Here is a 16427-nt window from a genome sequence, read left to right on the forward strand (position 1 = left end):
CCCGGGTTGCTCGTGAGGGGGGTGGACGGCTGGTCGCTCGCGGTGAACCGCTTTGCTGTGGATCAAGACGACGATCGCGCGTCCGAGGTTGCTCCGCGATCAACGGAAGTCGACATTGCCGGTACGGCGACACTGCGGTCCGGTGACCAATCCGTCGCCATCCGGCCAAAACCGCTCCGGCGTCGCCAACTCCACCCGAAATACCAGGGAGTGTGAGCGGTTACTGTCACCATCGCATGCCCTGGCCATAGTAAAAGACAGAAACATTTGAGCTCCTCTTGCACCCTATGGCAATCGCTTACATGCTGGCGCGCAGCCCCACGCCACCCATGGCGACCCCCCGATTCCTTTGATCCTCACAGGAGTTTCCGGATGCGCCCTGCCCGAACACCGTCCACCGCACCGGCGGCCCGTCCCGCCGTCCCGCCGCTGCCCCGATACGGCGCCGGCCCGGCCTCCGACGCGTCGGACGGCTCCGCGTTCCGCGCCGTGAACCGCCGAACGATCCTCGGCGCCCTGGCCGGGGCGAGTGCGGCGACCCTGCTGGGCGCGGGTTCCGCCGCCGCTCGGCAGTCGGGGAACGAAGCCGGAACCCGGGCCGGGCACGGCTCCGGGGACACGCTCCTGATCAAGGCGTTTCCGGATGCCGAGAAGGAGCGCATGCGACTGGCCCGCGCCCTTCGGTCCAGCGACTTCATTCCCACCGGCCGATACGCTCCGGCGGGCGAGCCTGTCTCCGTGACGGTCCGTCCGGCGGGCGGCCGCGTCCCGACGCTGCACATCGGCACCTTCGACTACTACAACACGCAGACCGCACTCCAGGAGCCGCGCGCCACCCCGCTGCGCCCGGGGCGCAACACCGTCGGCGACGTCCACGGGGGGCCGGTCTACCTGAGCTTCGCGGGCGAAGGGGAGCGCGCCGCCGTCACGTTCGGCCCCGGCACTCCGCGCATGGCGGTCTTCGAACTCGGCCGCACCGACGAAGCCGACTTCCAGAGGCAGCTCGACGAGAAGACCGGCATCCCCTGGGTCGAGTTGATCACCGATCAGGCGATCCTCACCCTCACCCGGGAGGGCGCGCTGCTCTATCGCGGCGAGGACCACACCAGGCTGATGGAGCTGTTCGACACCGTCATCGACAGCCACGCCCGCATCAGCGGTCTGGACGGCAGGGGACGGGCCAACCGCCCCAAGGCGGGCCGGTACCACTTCAACGAGGTCGGCGTCGTGCCCAGTGGGGTGGGCGCCTACGCCTGGCACGGATACAACGGCTTCCCGCGCGCCTACATGGACCGGCTGTGCACCGTGTCCGGTCTCGGCATGCGGGGCTGGGGGCTGTACCACGAGCTGGGCCACCTCCACCAGCAAGGCGCCTACCAGGCGGACCAGTTGACCGAAGTCACCGTCAACATCTACTCGCTGGCCGCGCAGCGCACCCTCGGCCAGACCTCCAATCTGCTGACGGTCGACCCGAAGACGGGGCTGAACCACTACCAGAGCGCGCTGCCGAAGCTGGGCACCAGCGGAATCGGTTACGAGAAGACCTTCGGGGCGTACGAGAAACTCATCCCGCTCCGGCAGCTGGAGCTGGCGTTCGGCGAGGACTTCTGGCCGAGGCTGCACCGGCTCGTGCGCAGCGAGCACCAGCACGACGCCCCGGTCGACGACTACACGCACGACCCGGTCGTCAACGCCCGCCAGTACCTGGCCCTGGCGTCCTATGCCGGCCGTACCGCCGGATACGACCTCACCGACTTCTTCGTCCACAAGTGGGCGCTGCCGATCGACTCCGCGGGCGTCGCCGCACTGGCCGCGCTGGGGCTGCCGAAGCCGCCCGTCGATCCCAGCACGCTCACCGACTGATCGGTGCGGACCGAAGCAGGAGCAGACCCGCGAGAAGGAGATGTCATGAGCACTGCAAGCCGCATCCATCCCGGGACCCCCGTCCGCAGGCGGCTGCGCCGCTTCGTGCGGTCGGGTACGGTCCTCGCCGCCACCGCACTGCTCGCCGTCGGCGCGGCCGGGCAGTCGTGGGCGTCCACGCCGATCCTCCGCTGGACCACGAACGCACCCACACCCGTGACCACGCTGACACTCCCGATGTCCGTGGACTCGGCGCCCGACGCGTCCGGTGTCTACTTCGCCTACTACACCACCCTGGAGAGCGGCACACGCCCCTATGCCGGCTTCCAGCCGAAGCCCGCCGACGCGGACGGCGGCCGCGTGCTCCAGGCGATCTTCAGCTCCTTCAACGCCGACGCCACGACAACGGACGACCACTGCGGCTACGGAGCCGACGGCGGCGCCGGAGTGAGCTGCGCGGTCCGGTTCCGCTACACCCCGGGGACCATGTACTCCCTGGTGCTCGAGCGGGCCTCCGTCAGCGGGGCGACGCAGCTGATGACCGGGGACGTCGTCGAGACGGCGACCGGAGCGCCGGTGGCCCACATCGGCAGTTTCGGGCTCCCGTCCGCCTCCGGCCGGTTCAAGAACGCAGACCAGGGATTCATCGAGCCCTACCTCTCGGCGGGCTGTGGCCAGCGGATCACGGTGACGTACGGCAAACCGGTCGGCACCGAGGCGGGCGTGGCCCATACGGGGAGCCTGCCCACGGTCACCGACCCGGCGTCCGGAAGCTGCCTGAGCACCACCTCACAGACCACGAGCAGGGGACAGCAGGTCACGGTGGCGGGCGACGCGGCCGCGGCGGAGGGGTCCACCTCGGACTGAGCCATTCAATCCGCAACCCTTGCTCGTCGGACGCCCTGGACCGGGCCCGAGCGCCTGATCCAGGGCATGTCCGGCGGACGGGGCGACGCCGCGCCCCTGGGCCGGGGCGACGCCGGACGCCATCTCCTGTGAAGCGCCACCGGCACCTACTGGCTAAGCTCGACGAGGGGCCCAGTACGGGACGGAGGCTCCCATGACGACTCTCGAACCGCGTGATGTGCCCCCTCGCCTCGCGATCGGGGCGTTCATCCTGAACTCCGGCCTGGGCAAACTGAAGGCCGACGCGGAGACGGCCGAGGGCCTGCACGGCATGGCCTGTGTCGCCTACCCCTTCCTGAAGAGAATCGAGCCCGAGCGGTTCACCCGGCTGCTCGCCTGGTCGGAGATCGCGGTCGGCGGAACGCTGCTCGCGCCTTTTGTGCCGACCCGACTGGCCGGGCTGGCGCTGACCGGGTTCTCCGGGGGGCTGATCGGTCTGTATCTGAGGGTTCCCGGAATGCGGCAGCCCGGAAGCCTCCGGCCCACCGAGGCCGGCACCCCGCTGGCCAAGGACTTCTGGATGATGGGCATCGGTCTCGGCTTTCTGAGCGCCAGGACCCGCTGGTCACGCGCGGAGGCGTCCAGGTGTCCATGGCACCGGTGCCGGGGCTGACCCACCGGCCCGGGACCGGACGGGCGGGGCCCGGACCCGTGCGGGGTCCCGCACACACAAGGAGTGATCATGAGTGATTCGGACGAACTCAGCAGTCGGGTCCAGCAGATGCGGGCCAAGGCGAAGGACCTCAAGGACGAAGCCGAGCGCGCCACCGACCCCGAGGAGCGCCGGCGTCTGAAGGAGAAGGCCCGCCGGATCGAATCGGAGAGTGAGCAGGTCAGCGGCATGGCGAGTGGGGACATCTACCCCTTGAAGTGAGCCCGCGAAGGCCCGATCGGACTCCTCCGGCTCCCGTACCGGCAGGACGCGGTACGGGAGCCGGGGGAATCCTGACGTGCTCCGGGCGTTGAACAAGGGTGTGAGCTCAGTGATCGCATCCACCCGGTTCTCCGTACTCGACCGTTCCCGCATCCGCGAGGGACACGACGGCCCGGAGGCGCTGCGCGACTCGGTGCGCCTCGCCCAGGAGGCGGAGGCGCTGGGGTACCACCGGTTCTGGGTCTCCGAGCACCACGGCGTGCCGGGCGTCGCCGGTTCGGCACCGACCGTGCTGGCCGCGGCCGTCGCGGCCGCCACATCCACCATCAGGGTCGGGACCGGCGGTGTGATGCTGCCCAATCACCGACCACTGCTGGTGGCCGAGCAGTTCGGAGTGCTGGAGTCCCTCTTCCCCGGCCGGATCGACATGGGCCTGGGCCGTTCGGTGGGCTTCACCGACGGCATCCGCAGGGCGCTCGGCCGGGACAAGTCGGCCGCCGAGGACTTCGCCGGACAGCTCAGCGAACTGCTCGGCTGGCTGGACGGCACACAGCGGGCCCACCCCCAGGTCCACGCCCTGCCGGCCGAAGGGCTCCGGATACCCCCGTTCCTGCTCGCCACCGGCGAGGGCGCGGGCATCGCCGCCGCAGCGGGCCTGCCGCTGGTGGTCGGAGACCTCCGCGGCCGGGAGAGACTGCTGCGCGCCGTCGAGCGCTACCGCCAAGGATTCCGGCCGTCGGCCTGGGCCGCGGAACCCTACGTCGTCGTGGCCGGCACGATCGCGCTCGCCGGGAGCACCGAGGAGGCCCGCCGGATCCTGGTCCCGGAAGCGTGGTCCATGGCCCACTCCCGGACCCACGGCGTCTTCCCGCCGCTCGCCCCCGCCGAGCGGATCGAGGCACGGACCATGACGGAGAAGGAACGCCGCTTCTACGGGAACGGGCTGAGCGGCCACCTCCACGGCACCGAGGACGAAGTCGTCACGGAACTCGAAACGGCCATCAAGGAGACCGGCGCCGACGAGGTGCTCGTCACGACCAGTACGTACGACCGTGCGGCGCTGGTCGACTCGCTGCGCCGACTGGCCCGGATCGCGGGACTCACCCCTGTGCCTGCCGGTTCAACAGGGCTGTGGCGATGACGACTTGAACGGGGTCCAAAACGGTTTTCCCGTCCTCGACGTCCCAGAGCGCGTTCTGCAGGACACGGCCCAGGGTCCACCCGGTCGCCCGCTGCCGGTCCAGGCCGAGCACCTCGGTCAGCTGGTCGAAGCGGCGGAGCACCGTGCCCGTCACATCGCCGGTCGCCACCACCTCGGCCCAGCGGTTGTGCATCGCGGGCAACAGCTCGAACCCGGGGTCACCGGCCAGGGGTTCGGGATCGATGGCCAGCCACGGTTCCCGTTGTCCGGCGAGGACGTTGTCGTAGTGCAGGTCCCAGTGCAGCAGGCGGTCGCCCGGTTCGCCGACGAGTTCGGTCACCGCGGACGCGCAGCTGCGCACCAGTCGCCGTTCGGCCGGGTCGTGGAGCATCGGCACGGCGCGCGGGACCTCGTCGAGCATGGCCGCGGCGATGTCGGCCAGCTGCCGGAAGCCCGGCGGCGCGGGCACCGCGACCAGGCGGGCCAGCAGCTCGGCGAGGATCTGCACGGCGGCCGTGTCGTCGGCCACCACCGACAGCGGCCGCGCCTCGTCCAGCCGTTCGAGCAGCATGGTGCCGGTGTCCGGGTCGTGGTCGAGCAGGTGCACCACGCCGTCGCCGTTCCACACCCGCAGGCCCGGCGCGGCGTCGATGTTGTCCTCGGTGACCTGCTGGAGCTTCAGCACCGCGGGCGTCCCGTCCGCGCGGGTCACCGGCAGTACCAGCGAAGCCATGCCGTGCGCCGGGGCGCCGTCCGGCCGCAGGCTCCAGTGGTCCAGGAAGTCCGCGGCCAGTCCGGGCAGCGCGGCGATCCAGGCACGCGCCGACGCACCGCCGTTCTCGCCGTAGGACGCCGCGAACGCGGCGGGGACTTCGATGGGGCGGGAGGTGTTCACGGGTCTCTCCTTCGTCGGTTCCGGAATGGTTCGGGTACGAGGGAGGCCACGGCGGCGCCCGGCTTGCGGGCAGGTGTCAAAGCATGCGGCCACCCTACGCGGACGGCGGCGCGCGCTGCGTGTCGATGGCGGGGGAGAGGCCCCGCAGCGGTGATGGTGAGGGCATGAACAGTGCTGACCTTTTGACCGACGCCTTCACCCGTGTCCGCGAGACGGTGCACTCGGCGGTCGAGGGCCTTTCACGCGCCGACCTCCATGCCCGCCTCGACGACGGTGCGAACTCGATCGGCTGGCTCGTATGGCATCTCACCCGGATCCAGGACGACCATGTCTCGGACGCGGCCGGTGTCGAGCAGGTCTGGTTCTCCGAGGACTGGGCCTCCCGCTTCGATCTGCCCTTCGCGAAGGTGGCCACCGGGTACGGACACAGCAGCGCCGACGTCGCGGCGGTGCAGGTGCGCTCGGCGGAGCTGCTGCTCGGATACCACGACGCGGTACACGACCGGACCGTCGAGTTCGTGCGGGGGCTCGGCGACGAGGCCCTGGACCGTATCGTCGACGAGGCGTGGTCGCCGCCGGTCAGTCTCGGGGTGCGGCTGGTCAGCGTCATCTCGGACGATCTCCAGCACGCCGGCCAGGCCGCCTACATCCGGGGAGCGCTGGAGCGCCGCTAAGGGCTGTCCCGTAATCCCTGGCGGGCGTGCGACGACAGCCACGGCACCTCGCCGCGTTGTCGGAACGCCCGAATACGCCCAGTATTCGGGCGCCCCTCCGCCTTGCGATGCACCGCGTCCGACGCCGCACGCTGATCCACCAGGGACTATGGGACAGCCCTCAGGGCCTCTCGTCCGGACCGTGCCGGGCTCGCGGGATCCGGCACGCACGCCCGCCGCCTCGTCGTCGGTCGCCAGGGCTCCTTCCCCGAGCATTCGGTCCCGCTCGGGCGGGGGAGACCCATCGGCTCCCTCCTCCGCCTCGCGCTCGCACGCACCGGACCCCGCTCCCTGATCCGGCTCGATCCGAACGATGGACCCCGGCCGGCCGAGCCGACGGACGCCCCCTCCGGGCTCCGCCGCGTCATCGATAGGTTGATCCGTACGGCTCGGCCGGAGCCGCGGACCGCGATGACCGGAGGGCACACATGGGAAGTGACGTACGTTCACGCATATCGGCGTATGCGATCGCCGTCGTGGAGCATCAACTGCTGCTCACCCGGCTCTCGGACAGCTCACCGGTCTTCACGCCCGGGCTGTGGCACCTGCCCGGCGGAGGCATCGATCCCGGTGAGCAGCCGCGCCAGACGCTGGCACGTGAACTGTACGAGGAGACCGGCCTCGAACTCCTTGACGCCCGGCTGGTGGACGCCCGTTCGTACAGCGCGCACCGGCTCGCAGTGAACTGGCACCTCGTGGGGCTCTTCTACCTGGTCGACCTCAAACCGGGACCGCTCGCGGTCACCAAGTCCGACGACTCCACCTCCGCCGTCAGCTGGACGGCGCTGTCGGGCCTGGAGGAGTCACTGCTGTCCCCGGCGGCGATCGACGGTCTCGCGATGATCGGCGCGCAAGAGACGCGGTAGTGGGTACGGCGGCGGGCAGGCCGCCCACCGCCCCGCCGCGCACCACCGCCGGAAACCCGGATGACGGCCGGACCGGCCCGGTGGTGGGATGGCGCGATGCGAAGCGACACGGCGGTGGTGGACCGAGGGAAGTACCCGGACGCGGTGACGCCCTGGGAGCGTGAGGACTGGCGGGCGGACGCCCTCGGATGGGCGGAGCGCGGTCTCGCGGCGCGGGGGCTGAGCGAAACCGGTCCACGGAGGGTGAGGCTGCGGCCGTGGTCCGTGCTGGTGCGGATGTCCGTCGCGGGCGGCGAAGCCGTGTGGTTCAAGGCCAACCCGCCCGCCAGCGCCTTCGAGGCCGGGCTGACCGAGGCGCTGGCCCGCTGGGTGCCCGGGTACGTACTGCGGCCGCTCGCCGTCGACACGGACCGGGGCTGGTCGTTGCTTCCGGACGGCGGCACGCTCTTCCGGGACGCACTCGACTCGGCGGCGGCCCGTACCGCGGCCGATCCGCGTGCCTGGGAGGAACCGCTGCGGCAGTACGCAGGGATGCAACGCGCCCTCATCCCCTACGCCGATGAGATCGAACGGCTCGGTGTCCCCGGCGCGCGCACCGCCGTACTCCCGGAGACCTTCGACGGGATCGTGGCCGGGAACACCGCACTGGAGCCCGCCGACCGCCGGGCCCTGGGCGAGCTGCGTCCCCGGTTCGTCGAGTGGTGCGAGGAGCTCGCGGAAGCGGGCGTCGCGGACACGCTCGACCACTGCGACCTGCACGACGGCCAGCTCTTCGCACCGGAGCCGGGCCGTTTCACGTTCTTCGACTGGGGCGACGCGGCCGTGACCCACCCCTTCTGCAGCTTCCTCGTCCCCGCCCTCGCGGCCCGCGAGCGGTTCGGGCCCGAGGCGCTGCCCCGGCTGCGCGACGCCTACCTCGAACCGTGGACGGGCGACGGCCGCACCGCGGCCGGGCTGCGGCGTGCGCTGGGTCCGGCCTGGCGGCTCGGGGCGATCGGCCGGGCCCGCTCCTGGGGACGGCTCTTCCCCGGCGCGTCCGGCGGTGCCCGCGGGACGGGCGACGCGCAGGGCGCGCGCCGGCTGCTCGAACTCTTCGCCGAGCCGCCGCTGTAGGGGCATCCGGAGGGAGGCCGATGAGCTCCTGCGGATGCCCGTACCGGGGCGTCGTGGTCTCAGACGTCGATACGAAGGTTCTTCGCCACGGCCGGGGGCACCGGGTAGATCCGCTCCGGCGGAAGCAGCCGCTGGGCCTGCGCGGACCGGCCGCCCTGCCTGAGCGCCGCGATCCTCCGGACCCGGGGTGTCACATCGGTGAGGCCGACGACCCACTCCTCGGCGAACGTACGGATCAGACCGCGTCCCACCCCGACCTGGATGCTGTAGTGGTTGAGCGCGGCTCCCCGCAGCGAGCGCTCGGGATCCCACTGGACGTGCACGGGAGACGTGGCGACAGCTGACGGATCGGCCGTCGTCAGCACGGCCTGCGAGAGCGCCTCCTCCCATCCGGCCCGGGTGATCCGTACCGCGAGAATCCGCTCCTGGCCCGACTTCTGCGCCCAGTTGCTGCGGTGCATGAGCCAGAGGAACGACGGCTTGATCCAGGTCATCCGGTTGAACGAGAACGGCGGCACGAACCTGTTCGCCCGCAGGGCCGGTCCGGCGACCGCCGCGGAGTACGCCTGGTAGACGACGATCGTCCGGGCGTCGTGGTCGGCCCGGATCTGGTGCTGCGCAGTCATGCGCCACAGATTTTCATGTGACGGATCGTCGCCGCGATCGGTTTTCCCGCCGCCGGAACCCCTCCGTCCGCGACCACCGGGCCCTCGTGCCCGTCTTCGGTGCGGCGCACCGTCGGAGGCCTCGTTTTTCGTGCGGCGCCACCACTCGGAGCCGGTCCGGCGCTGCCTAGTGTTCCCTCACTCGGCGGCGGAGTGCCGCTCCCTCGGAGGTGACCATGGCCAGCACCGCAGGCACGGAGACCAGGAACAGAAGCGCCCGCAGGACCCGCCGGGCGGCGGCCGCGGTGGTCACGGCGCTCGGCCTGGTCGGCACCGCGACCGCGTGCGGCGCCGGCACCTCCGGGGGCGGTGCCGGCGATTCGACGGTGGTGGTCGCCGTCGCCGGTGATCCCGGCAGCCTCAGCCCCACCACGACACTGGTCAGCACCGCACTGGCGATGAACTCCTTCGCGTACGACACCCTCGTGCACTTCGACGCCGACGGTTCGCCGGTTCCCGGAGTGGCCGAGAAATGGTCCGCCACGACCACCACGGCGACCTTCACCATCCGCCCCGGCGTCACCTGCGAGGACGGCTCGGCGCTCACCGCCGAGGATGTGGCCGCCGAGTACAACCACATCGCCGACCCGAAGAACCAGTCACCGATGCTCGGCCTCTCCGTTCCCGTCACCGCCGTGGCGAAGGCCGACGAGGCGGCCCGCACGGTCACCATCACCACGAAGAAGCCCGCCCCGTTCATCGTGCAGATGTCGCGGCTGCTGCCCCTGCTGTGCGAGAAGAGCCTGGCGGCACCCACCGCACTGGCCAGGACCACCGACGCGAGCGGCCCCTACCGGCTGACCGAAGCGGTCCCCGGCGACCACTACACCTACGTCAAGCGGGACGGCTACAGCTGGGGGCCCCGCGGATCCACCGGCGCCGGGCTTCCCGGCAAGGTGGTGTTCAAGGTCGTCGCCAACGAGTCGACCGCGGCCAACCTCCTCATGGCCGGGCAGATCAACATCGCCCTCATCAACGGTGCCGACCAGGACCGGCTCGACGCGGCCAAGGTGAAGTACCGGAGCATGGAGGCGCTGTTCGGACAGTTGCTGTTCAATCAGGCCGCCGGCCGCCCGACCGCCGACCTCGCGGTACGCAAGGCCCTGGTCTCCGTACTCGATCTCGGGCAACTGGGGAACGTCGCCACCGGCGGGAAGGGCAAGCCGGCCACCAGCATCGGCGAGATCGCCCCCACCCCCTGCTCCGGCGACACGGTCAAGGGCAACCTCCCCGCCCATGACACGGCGAAGGCAGCCACCGCACTCACCGAGGCCGGCTGGACGAAGAGCGGCGGCACCTGGACCAAGGACGGCAGGCCCCTCGCCCTCGGGCTCAGCTACGCGACCAACCAGGGCCCGCAGGTCGCCTCGGCGGTCGAACTGGCCGTCCAGCAGTGGACCGCCTTCGGCGTGAAGGCGACGGCGAAGCCCAAGGGCTCCAGCAGCATCGTCGGCACCCTGGCCGGCGGCGACTGGGACATCGCGTGGGCGCCCATCGGCGTCACGCTCCCCGACCAGCTGACCCAGTTCTACGACGGGCCGCCACCGCCGAAGGGCAACAACTTCGGCTCCGTCGCCAACCCCGAGTATCACCGGCTCGCCGCCCGGGCCTCGGCCAAGGACGGCGCCTCCGGCTGCGACCTGTGGGACGCCGCCGACGCAGCCCTGGTCAAGAACGTCGACATCGTGCCGGTCGTCAGCAAGGCCAACCGGTACTACGGCAAGGGCGTCACCTTCGAGGTGGACGGCGGCGGCATCGTCCCCAGCACCCTGCGCCGGAGTGCCGGCTGATGGCGACGATCACCCTGAACTCCCTGGGGACGAAGGCCCGCAGTCCCTGGACCGGATTCGTCCTGCGCCGCACCTGGCGGCTGCTGGTCTCGCTCGCGGCACTGGTCACGGCCGCCTTCGCGATGATCCACCTGATCCCCGGCGACCCGGTCCGGTCGGCGCTCGGCACCAATGCCGCCCCGGCCCTGGTCGCCGCCCGCAGAGAGTCGCTCGGCCTGGACCAGTCACTGCTGAAGCAGTACGGCGACTTCGTCGGACACCTCCTCCAGGGCAGGCTCGGCGAGTCGATCGGCACGCAGATGCCGGTGTCCGACATCATCTCCGGCCGGCTCCCGGCCACCCTGCAGATCGCCGTCCCCGCGTTCGTACTGATCCTGCTGATCGCCGTCCCCGTCGGGATGACGGCCGCGGTGCTGACCAAGGACGGCCGCAGGCGGCGCGGTGAACTCGCCTTCACCGGGGTCACCGGATTCCTGGGCGCGGTGCCCGAATTCCTGCTGGCGGTGGGCCTGATCGCGGCGTTCGCCGTGGCGTGGCCGCTCTTCCCGGTCGCCTCGCGGGGCGGCGTCGACTCCTACGTACTGCCGGTGCTGGCCCTGACCGTCGTACCGGCGGCGACGCTGTCGCGCATCGTCCGGGTGGAGACGCTGCGGGTGCTCGGCGAGGACTACATGCGCACCGCACGGGCGAAGCGGCTCCCGGCCCGGCTGCGCTATCTGCGGCACGCGCTGCCCAATCTGCTGACCTCCTCGCTCACCCTGGGCGGCCTGCTGTTCACCTCGCTGCTCGCCGGCACCGTGCTGGTCGAGAACGTCTTCGCCTGGCCCGGCCTCGGCACCACGATCGTGCAGGCGATCACCGAGAAGGACTATCCGCTGGTCCAGGGCGTCGTGCTGGTCTACGGGGCCGCCGCACTGCTGATCACCTTCGCCGTCGACGTGGCCGTGGCCGTCGCCGACCCCCAGTCCACCGTCCGCGGGAGTTGACGATGCCTCACCAGGACCATGACAGTTCGCTGCGGCACCGGCTCGGGCGCACCCTGCGCACACCGATCGGCGTCACCGCGGTCACCGCCTGCCTGCTGGTCGCACTCGTCGCCGTCCTCGGCCCCGTGCTGCTCGGCGACCGCGCCGCGCAGGTCGACACGGACGCGATCAACCAGGGCAGCAGCGCCGCCCATCTGCTCGGTACGGACCAGCTCGGCCGGGACATCGCCGCCCGTGTCGTGGTGGCGACCCGCCTGACCCTGCGGCTCACCCTGCTGGCCGCCCTGATCGGCGTCGGCGGCGGGCTGCTCCTCGGTGTCGCCCCGGCCGTCGTGGGCCGGCGCCCGGGCCGGCTGATCACCGCGACCGTCGGCGTACTGGTGGCCTTTCCCGGGCTGCTGTTCCTGCTCTTCCTCGCCACGATCTTCGGGGTCGGCACCACCGGGGCGGTGTTCGCCGTGGGGCTGGCCATGGTCCCGCCCATGGCACGGCTGGTGCAGAACCTGACGGCGTCGGTCGCGGGCTCCGACTACGTGGCGGCGGCCCGGATCCTCGGCGTGGGCCGGTTCAGGCTGGTGGTACGTCATCTGCTGCCCAACATCGCCGAACCCTCGGTGCTGTTCGCCACCCAGGCGACCGGCGGCATCCTGGTCGCCTTCTCCGGCCTCTCGTTCCTCGGACTCGGCGTACAGCCTCCGCAGTACGACTGGGGGCGGCTGCTCAACGAACAGCTGAACCGCGTCTTCGTGAACCCGGCGGCCGCCCTGGCGCCCGGTGCGGCGGTCGTCCTGACCGGGCTGATGTTCGGTCTGGTCGGCGAGGTGCTGGCGCAGGCCGGTGGCCGGCGGGCGCCGCGGAAACCGGAACCGGCACCGCGGCAGCCGACGAGCGCACCCGGCGAGAGCGCCGCCGGTGCCGACGACGGCGGGGCCCTGGTCCGGGCGCGCGATCTGCGGGTGACCTTCCCCGGCGGACGGCAGGCCGTACGCGGGATCTCGCTGGACATCGGCGCGGGCGAGGCCGTCGGACTGGTCGGCGAATCGGGATCAGGCAAGAGCCTGAGCGCGCTGGCACTCGCGGACCTCGTTCCGCATCCGGGCAGCGTCTCGGCCGGCATCCTCCGCTTCGACGGGCACGACCTGCGGGCCGACCCGCAACTCGGCACCGAACTGGCCATGGTCTTCCAGGACCCGATGGCCTCGCTGAACCCCGCCCTGCGCGTGGGCAGGCAGCTCGCCGAGGTGGCCGAGGTCCACCTGGGAGCGGGCCGCTCACAGGCGGCGGCGCGCGCGGTCGACCGGCTCGGCGCCGTCCGTATCCCCACGCCGGAGCGCCGTGCCCGGCAGCGGCCGCACGAGTACTCCGGCGGAATGCGGCAGCGGGCCGTCATCGCGATGGGACTGATGGGGAAACCGAAACTGATCATCGCGGACGAGCCCACCACCGCGCTCGACGTGGCGGTCCAGCAACAGGTCCTCGACCTGCTCGCCGAGGTGCGTGAGGACTCCGGAGCCGCGCTGCTGCTGATCTCCCACGACCTCGCCGTCGTCGCCCAGGTCTGCGAACGGGTCCTGGTGATGTACGCGGGTCTGATCGTCGAGGACCTTCCGGTCACCGAACTGCTCGGCGGCGCCGCCCACCCGTACACCCGGGCCCTGGTCGGGGCGGTCCCGACCATGGCCACCGACCCCGGAAAGGAACTGGCCACCATCCCCGGCCGGCCGCCGGAGCCGGGGGAGACCGGCGGGGGATGCCCGTTCGCGCCGCGCTGCGAACGCGCCCGGGAGCACTGTCACGAAGCCGCCCCCGGACTGACCGGCTTCGGACCGGGCCGACAGGTCGCCTGCTGGTACCCGGTCGGGACGGCGGCGGCCGGTGGGGCCGCCGCGGCCACGTCGTACGCAGCGGAGGCAACGTCATGAGCTCACTCGAACTGTGCGGGATCACGGTCCGCTACGGCCGGTTCACCGCCGTGGAGAACGTCGGCCTGCTGGTGCCGGAGGGAACGGTGACCGGTCTGGTGGGCGGGTCCGGGTCGGGAAAATCCACCCTCGGCAAGGCCGTCGTGGGACTGGCGCCGACGCAGTCGGGCCGGGTACTGGTCGACGGGACCGAAGTCACGCGCCGGCGCGGGCGCAGCCCCGTACAGCTGGTGTTCCAGAACCCGTACGCCTCGCTCGACCCACGCATGACCGTCGGCGCGTCCGTGGCCGAGGCGCTGTCCGGGGAGGCGGCCGGGCGCCGGGCACCGGCCCGCGAACGCCGCGTCGCACGCGACGCGGAGGTGGCACGCCTCCTCGAACTGGTCGGCATCGACCCCGCCCGTGCCGCGCTCACCCCGGACGCCCTCTCCGGCGGCCAGCGTCAACGGGTGGCCCTGGCCAGGGCCCTGGCCGCCCGGCCCGCCGTGCTGATCGCGGACGAGATCACCTCGGCCCTGGACGTCTCCGTACAGGGCGCGGTCCTCAACCTGCTGCGCCGCCTCCAGCGCGAACTGGGCTTCGCGATGCTCTTCATCTCCCACAACCTTGCGGTCGTCCGCTATCTCTGCGACCAGGTCGCCGTGATGGACGGCGGACATCTCGTCGAATGCGGCCCGGCCGAACGGGTGCTGGAGCACCCGGAGCACCCGACGACCCGCGAACTCATCTCCTGCGTGCCCGACCTTGCCCACGCCGAGGAGGCGTCATGACCCGACCGCTGAGGATCGACGACTTGTACCGGTTCGAGATCCCGGGCGACCCCGCACTGTCGCCCGACGGCGAACGCGTCGCGTACACCCTGACCACCCAGGACGCCGCGAACGACCGTGTGATCCGCTCGATCTGGGAGGTACGGGGCGCGGGCGGTCCGGCCCGGCGCCTCACCCACGGCCCGGCGGACACCGCGCCGCGCTGGTCCCCGGACGGGACACGGCTGGCCTTCCTGCGCGCGGGGCAGCTCCATCTGCTGCCCGCCGACGGGGGAGAGGCCGTGCCGCTCACCACGCCCGCCGGCTGCCCGGCCGGGGCCGGCACACCGGTCTGGAGCCCGGACGGCTCACGCATCGCCTTCGCCGCTCCCGAGGCGTACCGCGCGGACAGCGCACCGGTGGTCATCGACGCCCTCGGCTGGAAGGCGGACGGGGCGGGCCTGATCGGCTCGCTCCGGACACAGCTGTTCGTGGTGGAGGCGGACTCGGGCGAGGTCGTACAGCTCACAAAGGGCGACCGGCGCGTCGGCCCGCCCAGTTGGTCGCCCGACGGCACACGGCTCGCCTACCCTGCGCAGACCACCCCGGACGCCGCCGTCTTCGGTACCTCGGCCGCCCATGTGGTAGGGGTCGGGGAGAACGCGCCCGGGCCCCGCCGGGTCGGGCCCGCCGACGGTCTCGCCGGTCCGGTGAGCTGGTTCCCCGACGGGTCCGCGCTGCTCGTCGTCGGCCGGGCCTCGTTCGGCGTCGGCCACTCGGAGCTGCTGCGCCAGCCGCTGGACGGCTCCGCGCCTACTTCCCTCAGCGCCGCCCTGGACCGCAACGTCATGGGCGGCGGCCCCGGATACCCGGGCGCGCTCCCGCAGTTCCACGGCGACGACATCGTGTTCTGCGCCCGGGACCGGGGCGCCACCCGGCTGTACCGGGTGGGCGCGGACGGGATCAGCGCCTCCCCACTGCCCGCCGGCACCGGCGTCAGCGGATGCTCGGTCGTCACCAAGGCCGGGCGGGCGGCGGTCGTTGTCTGTGACGCGACGCGTTTCGCCGAGATCGTGCTGCTCGACCTGGACGACTGGACGTCCGGGCGGCAGCCCGCGCGGCTCACCGACCACATGGCCGGGTCGCTGCCCGATATCGCCCTCCACCCGGTCACCGAACGCGAGTTCACCATCGCGGACGGCACGGTCGTGCACGGCATGATCACCCGTGCCGCGGACACACCCCCGGGCGGCCCGCTCCTGGTCGACGTGCACGGCGGCCCGCACAACGCCTGGGCCCCGCACTCCGACCCGGTCCACCTCTACCACCAGGAACTGGCCTCGCGCGGCTGGACGGTCCTCACCCTGAACGTCCGCGCCAGCGACGGCTACGGCGAGGCGTTCTACACGGCCGCCGTGGGCGCCTGGGGCGAGACGGACGAACAGGACGTCCTGCAACCGGTCGCCGCCCTCGTCGGCGAAGGACTCGTCGACCCGGAACGGATCGCCCTCACCGGCTACAGCTACGGCGGCTACCTGACCTGCTGGCTCTCCGCCCGCACCGGCCTGTTCGCCGCCGTCGTACCGGGCGGTGTCCTGGTCGACCTGAAGAGCATGGCCGGCACCTCCGAGGAGGGCCATCTGATCGCCGGCCACGAGATCGGCGACCCGGCACGGCTGGCGCAGCTCTCGCCGCTCAGCCATGCCGACGCGGTACGCGCCCCCACCCTGATCCTGCACGGCGGCGCGGACGACACCTGCCCGGTGGGCCAGGCCGAGCAGTGGTTCCACGCGCTGCGTACCCGGGACGTCCCGGCCCGGCTGGTCGTGTACCCCGGCAGTTCCCACCTGTTCCTTCTGGACGGCCGGCCCTCGCACCGGGAGGACTACTCCCGCAGGCTGGTCGAATGGGTCACCACGCACACCAACCGCTGAAACGAAACGA

The 16427-nt window shown here is 71.9% G+C and carries 15 protein-coding genes; 13 read left to right on the forward strand and 2 right to left on the reverse strand.

The genetic code is table 11. The features are described from left to right. Positions 1-372 precede the first annotated feature (372 nt). The 5 genes from AB0D53_RS23595 to AB0D53_RS23615 all read left to right on the forward strand — a co-directional run bounded on the left by AB0D53_RS23595 (position 373) and on the right by AB0D53_RS23615 (position 4784). Positions 373-1863 (forward strand): M60 family metallopeptidase, encoded by a 1491-nt coding sequence (locus tag AB0D53_RS23595; RefSeq protein WP_362449687.1) that lies wholly within the window; start codon positions 373-375, stop codon positions 1861-1863. A 45-nt stretch (positions 1864-1908) separates the two neighbouring features. Continuing rightward, complete coding sequence (locus AB0D53_RS23600; protein WP_362449689.1) at positions 1909-2730, forward strand: hypothetical protein; 822 nt, start codon at positions 1909-1911, stop codon at positions 2728-2730. A gap of 193 nt (positions 2731-2923) precedes the next feature. Continuing rightward, complete coding sequence (locus AB0D53_RS23605) at positions 2924-3382, forward strand: hypothetical protein (RefSeq protein ID WP_362449691.1); 459 nt, start codon at positions 2924-2926, stop codon at positions 3380-3382. 69 nt (positions 3383-3451) lie between these two features. Then, positions 3452-3643 carry a DUF6381 family protein gene (locus AB0D53_RS23610; protein ID WP_329818872.1) on the forward strand — a complete coding sequence of 64 codons (192 nt, stop codon included), beginning with the start codon at positions 3452-3454 and terminating at the stop codon, positions 3641-3643. Between the two features lie 100 nt (positions 3644-3743). After that, the gene (locus AB0D53_RS23615) at positions 3744-4784 is read left to right on the forward strand and encodes an MsnO8 family LLM class oxidoreductase (RefSeq protein WP_362449693.1); all 1041 of its coding nucleotides are present in this window, start codon (positions 3744-3746) and stop codon (positions 4782-4784) included. Here AB0D53_RS23615 and AB0D53_RS23620 read toward each other — a convergent pair. Next, on the reverse strand, positions 4744-5679 hold the full coding sequence (locus AB0D53_RS23620) for an aminoglycoside phosphotransferase family protein (RefSeq protein WP_362449695.1): 936 nt from the start codon (positions 5677-5679) through the stop codon (positions 4744-4746). The two genes, AB0D53_RS23615 and AB0D53_RS23620, sit on opposite strands and share 41 nt — an antisense overlap. 164 nt (positions 5680-5843) lie before the next feature. Here AB0D53_RS23620 and AB0D53_RS23625 point away from each other — a divergent pair, with 164 nt between their 5' ends. From AB0D53_RS23625 to AB0D53_RS23635, 3 genes are all read left to right on the forward strand, one after another. Next, on the forward strand, positions 5844-6353 hold the full coding sequence (locus tag AB0D53_RS23625; RefSeq protein WP_362449697.1) for a DUF664 domain-containing protein: 510 nt from the start codon (positions 5844-5846) through the stop codon (positions 6351-6353). Between the two features lie 515 nt (positions 6354-6868). Next, entirely contained in the window at positions 6869-7258 is a 390-nt protein-coding gene (locus tag AB0D53_RS23630; RefSeq protein ID WP_362449699.1) for an NUDIX domain-containing protein, read from the forward strand. 96 nt (positions 7259-7354) lie between these two features. Next, positions 7355-8371 (forward strand): phosphotransferase, encoded by a 1017-nt coding sequence (locus AB0D53_RS23635; protein ID WP_362449701.1) that lies wholly within the window; start codon positions 7355-7357, stop codon positions 8369-8371. A 59-nt stretch (positions 8372-8430) separates the two neighbouring features. Here the strand turns inward: AB0D53_RS23635 and AB0D53_RS23640 are convergent, their stop codons facing one another. Next, on the reverse strand, positions 8431-8997 hold the full coding sequence (locus AB0D53_RS23640) for a DUF4291 domain-containing protein (RefSeq protein WP_362449703.1): 567 nt from the start codon (positions 8995-8997) through the stop codon (positions 8431-8433). Between the two features lie 215 nt (positions 8998-9212). Here AB0D53_RS23640 and AB0D53_RS23645 point away from each other — a divergent pair, with 215 nt between their 5' ends. Genes AB0D53_RS23645 through AB0D53_RS23665 form a run of 5 tightly spaced genes read left to right on the forward strand, consistent with a single transcriptional unit; the run spans position 9213 to position 16417 of the window. Then, positions 9213-10826 (forward strand): ABC transporter substrate-binding protein, encoded by a 1614-nt coding sequence (locus tag AB0D53_RS23645; RefSeq protein ID WP_362449705.1) that lies wholly within the window; start codon positions 9213-9215, stop codon positions 10824-10826. Further along, positions 10826-11812 carry an ABC transporter permease gene (locus tag AB0D53_RS23650; protein ID WP_362449707.1) on the forward strand — a complete coding sequence of 329 codons (987 nt, stop codon included), beginning with the start codon at positions 10826-10828 and terminating at the stop codon, positions 11810-11812. Before AB0D53_RS23645 ends, AB0D53_RS23650 begins: the two co-directional genes overlap by 1 nt. A 2-nt stretch (positions 11813-11814) precedes the next feature. Beyond that, on the forward strand, positions 11815-13734 hold the full coding sequence (locus AB0D53_RS23655) for a dipeptide/oligopeptide/nickel ABC transporter permease/ATP-binding protein (protein WP_362449709.1): 1920 nt from the start codon (positions 11815-11817) through the stop codon (positions 13732-13734). Next, the gene (locus AB0D53_RS23660) at positions 13731-14504 is read left to right on the forward strand and encodes an ATP-binding cassette domain-containing protein (RefSeq protein WP_362449711.1); all 774 of its coding nucleotides are present in this window, start codon (positions 13731-13733) and stop codon (positions 14502-14504) included. Before AB0D53_RS23655 ends, AB0D53_RS23660 begins: the two co-directional genes overlap by 4 nt. Further along, positions 14501-16417 carry a S9 family peptidase gene (locus tag AB0D53_RS23665; RefSeq protein WP_362449713.1) on the forward strand — a complete coding sequence of 639 codons (1917 nt, stop codon included), beginning with the start codon at positions 14501-14503 and terminating at the stop codon, positions 16415-16417. Before AB0D53_RS23660 ends, AB0D53_RS23665 begins: the two co-directional genes overlap by 4 nt. The last annotated feature ends 10 nt before the right edge of the window (positions 16418-16427 follow it).

Origin of the sequence: Streptomyces sp. NPDC048295, from assembly GCF_040652135.1 — a bacterium.
In the GTDB taxonomy this organism is placed as follows: Bacteria; Actinomycetota; Actinomycetes; order Streptomycetales; family Streptomycetaceae; genus Streptomyces.

Bases quoted from the DNA above. Each gene is read 5' to 3' on its own strand.
- AB0D53_RS23645 (WP_362449705.1), top strand. From the start codon at position 9,213: ATGGCCAGCACCGCAGGCACGGAGACCAGGAACAGAAGCGCCCGCAGG.
- AB0D53_RS23625 (WP_362449697.1), top strand. From the start codon at position 5,844: ATGAACAGTGCTGACCTTTTGACCGACGCCTTCACCCGTGTCCGCGAG.
- AB0D53_RS23650 (WP_362449707.1), top strand. From the start codon at position 10,826: ATGGCGACGATCACCCTGAACTCCCTGGGGACGAAGGCCCGCAGTCCC.
- AB0D53_RS23640 (WP_362449703.1), bottom strand. From the start codon at position 8,997: ATGACTGCGCAGCACCAGATCCGGGCCGACCACGACGCCCGGACGATC.
- AB0D53_RS23605 (WP_362449691.1), top strand. From the start codon at position 2,924: ATGACGACTCTCGAACCGCGTGATGTGCCCCCTCGCCTCGCGATCGGG.
- AB0D53_RS23660 (WP_362449711.1), top strand. From the start codon at position 13,731: ATGAGCTCACTCGAACTGTGCGGGATCACGGTCCGCTACGGCCGGTTC.
- AB0D53_RS23635 (WP_362449701.1), top strand. From the start codon at position 7,355: ATGCGAAGCGACACGGCGGTGGTGGACCGAGGGAAGTACCCGGACGCG.
- AB0D53_RS23595 (WP_362449687.1), top strand. From the start codon at position 373: ATGCGCCCTGCCCGAACACCGTCCACCGCACCGGCGGCCCGTCCCGCC.
- AB0D53_RS23610 (WP_329818872.1), top strand. From the start codon at position 3,452: ATGAGTGATTCGGACGAACTCAGCAGTCGGGTCCAGCAGATGCGGGCC.
- AB0D53_RS23665 (WP_362449713.1), top strand. From the start codon at position 14,501: ATGACCCGACCGCTGAGGATCGACGACTTGTACCGGTTCGAGATCCCG.
- AB0D53_RS23600 (WP_362449689.1), top strand. From the start codon at position 1,909: ATGAGCACTGCAAGCCGCATCCATCCCGGGACCCCCGTCCGCAGGCGG.
- AB0D53_RS23655 (WP_362449709.1), top strand. From the start codon at position 11,815: ATGCCTCACCAGGACCATGACAGTTCGCTGCGGCACCGGCTCGGGCGC.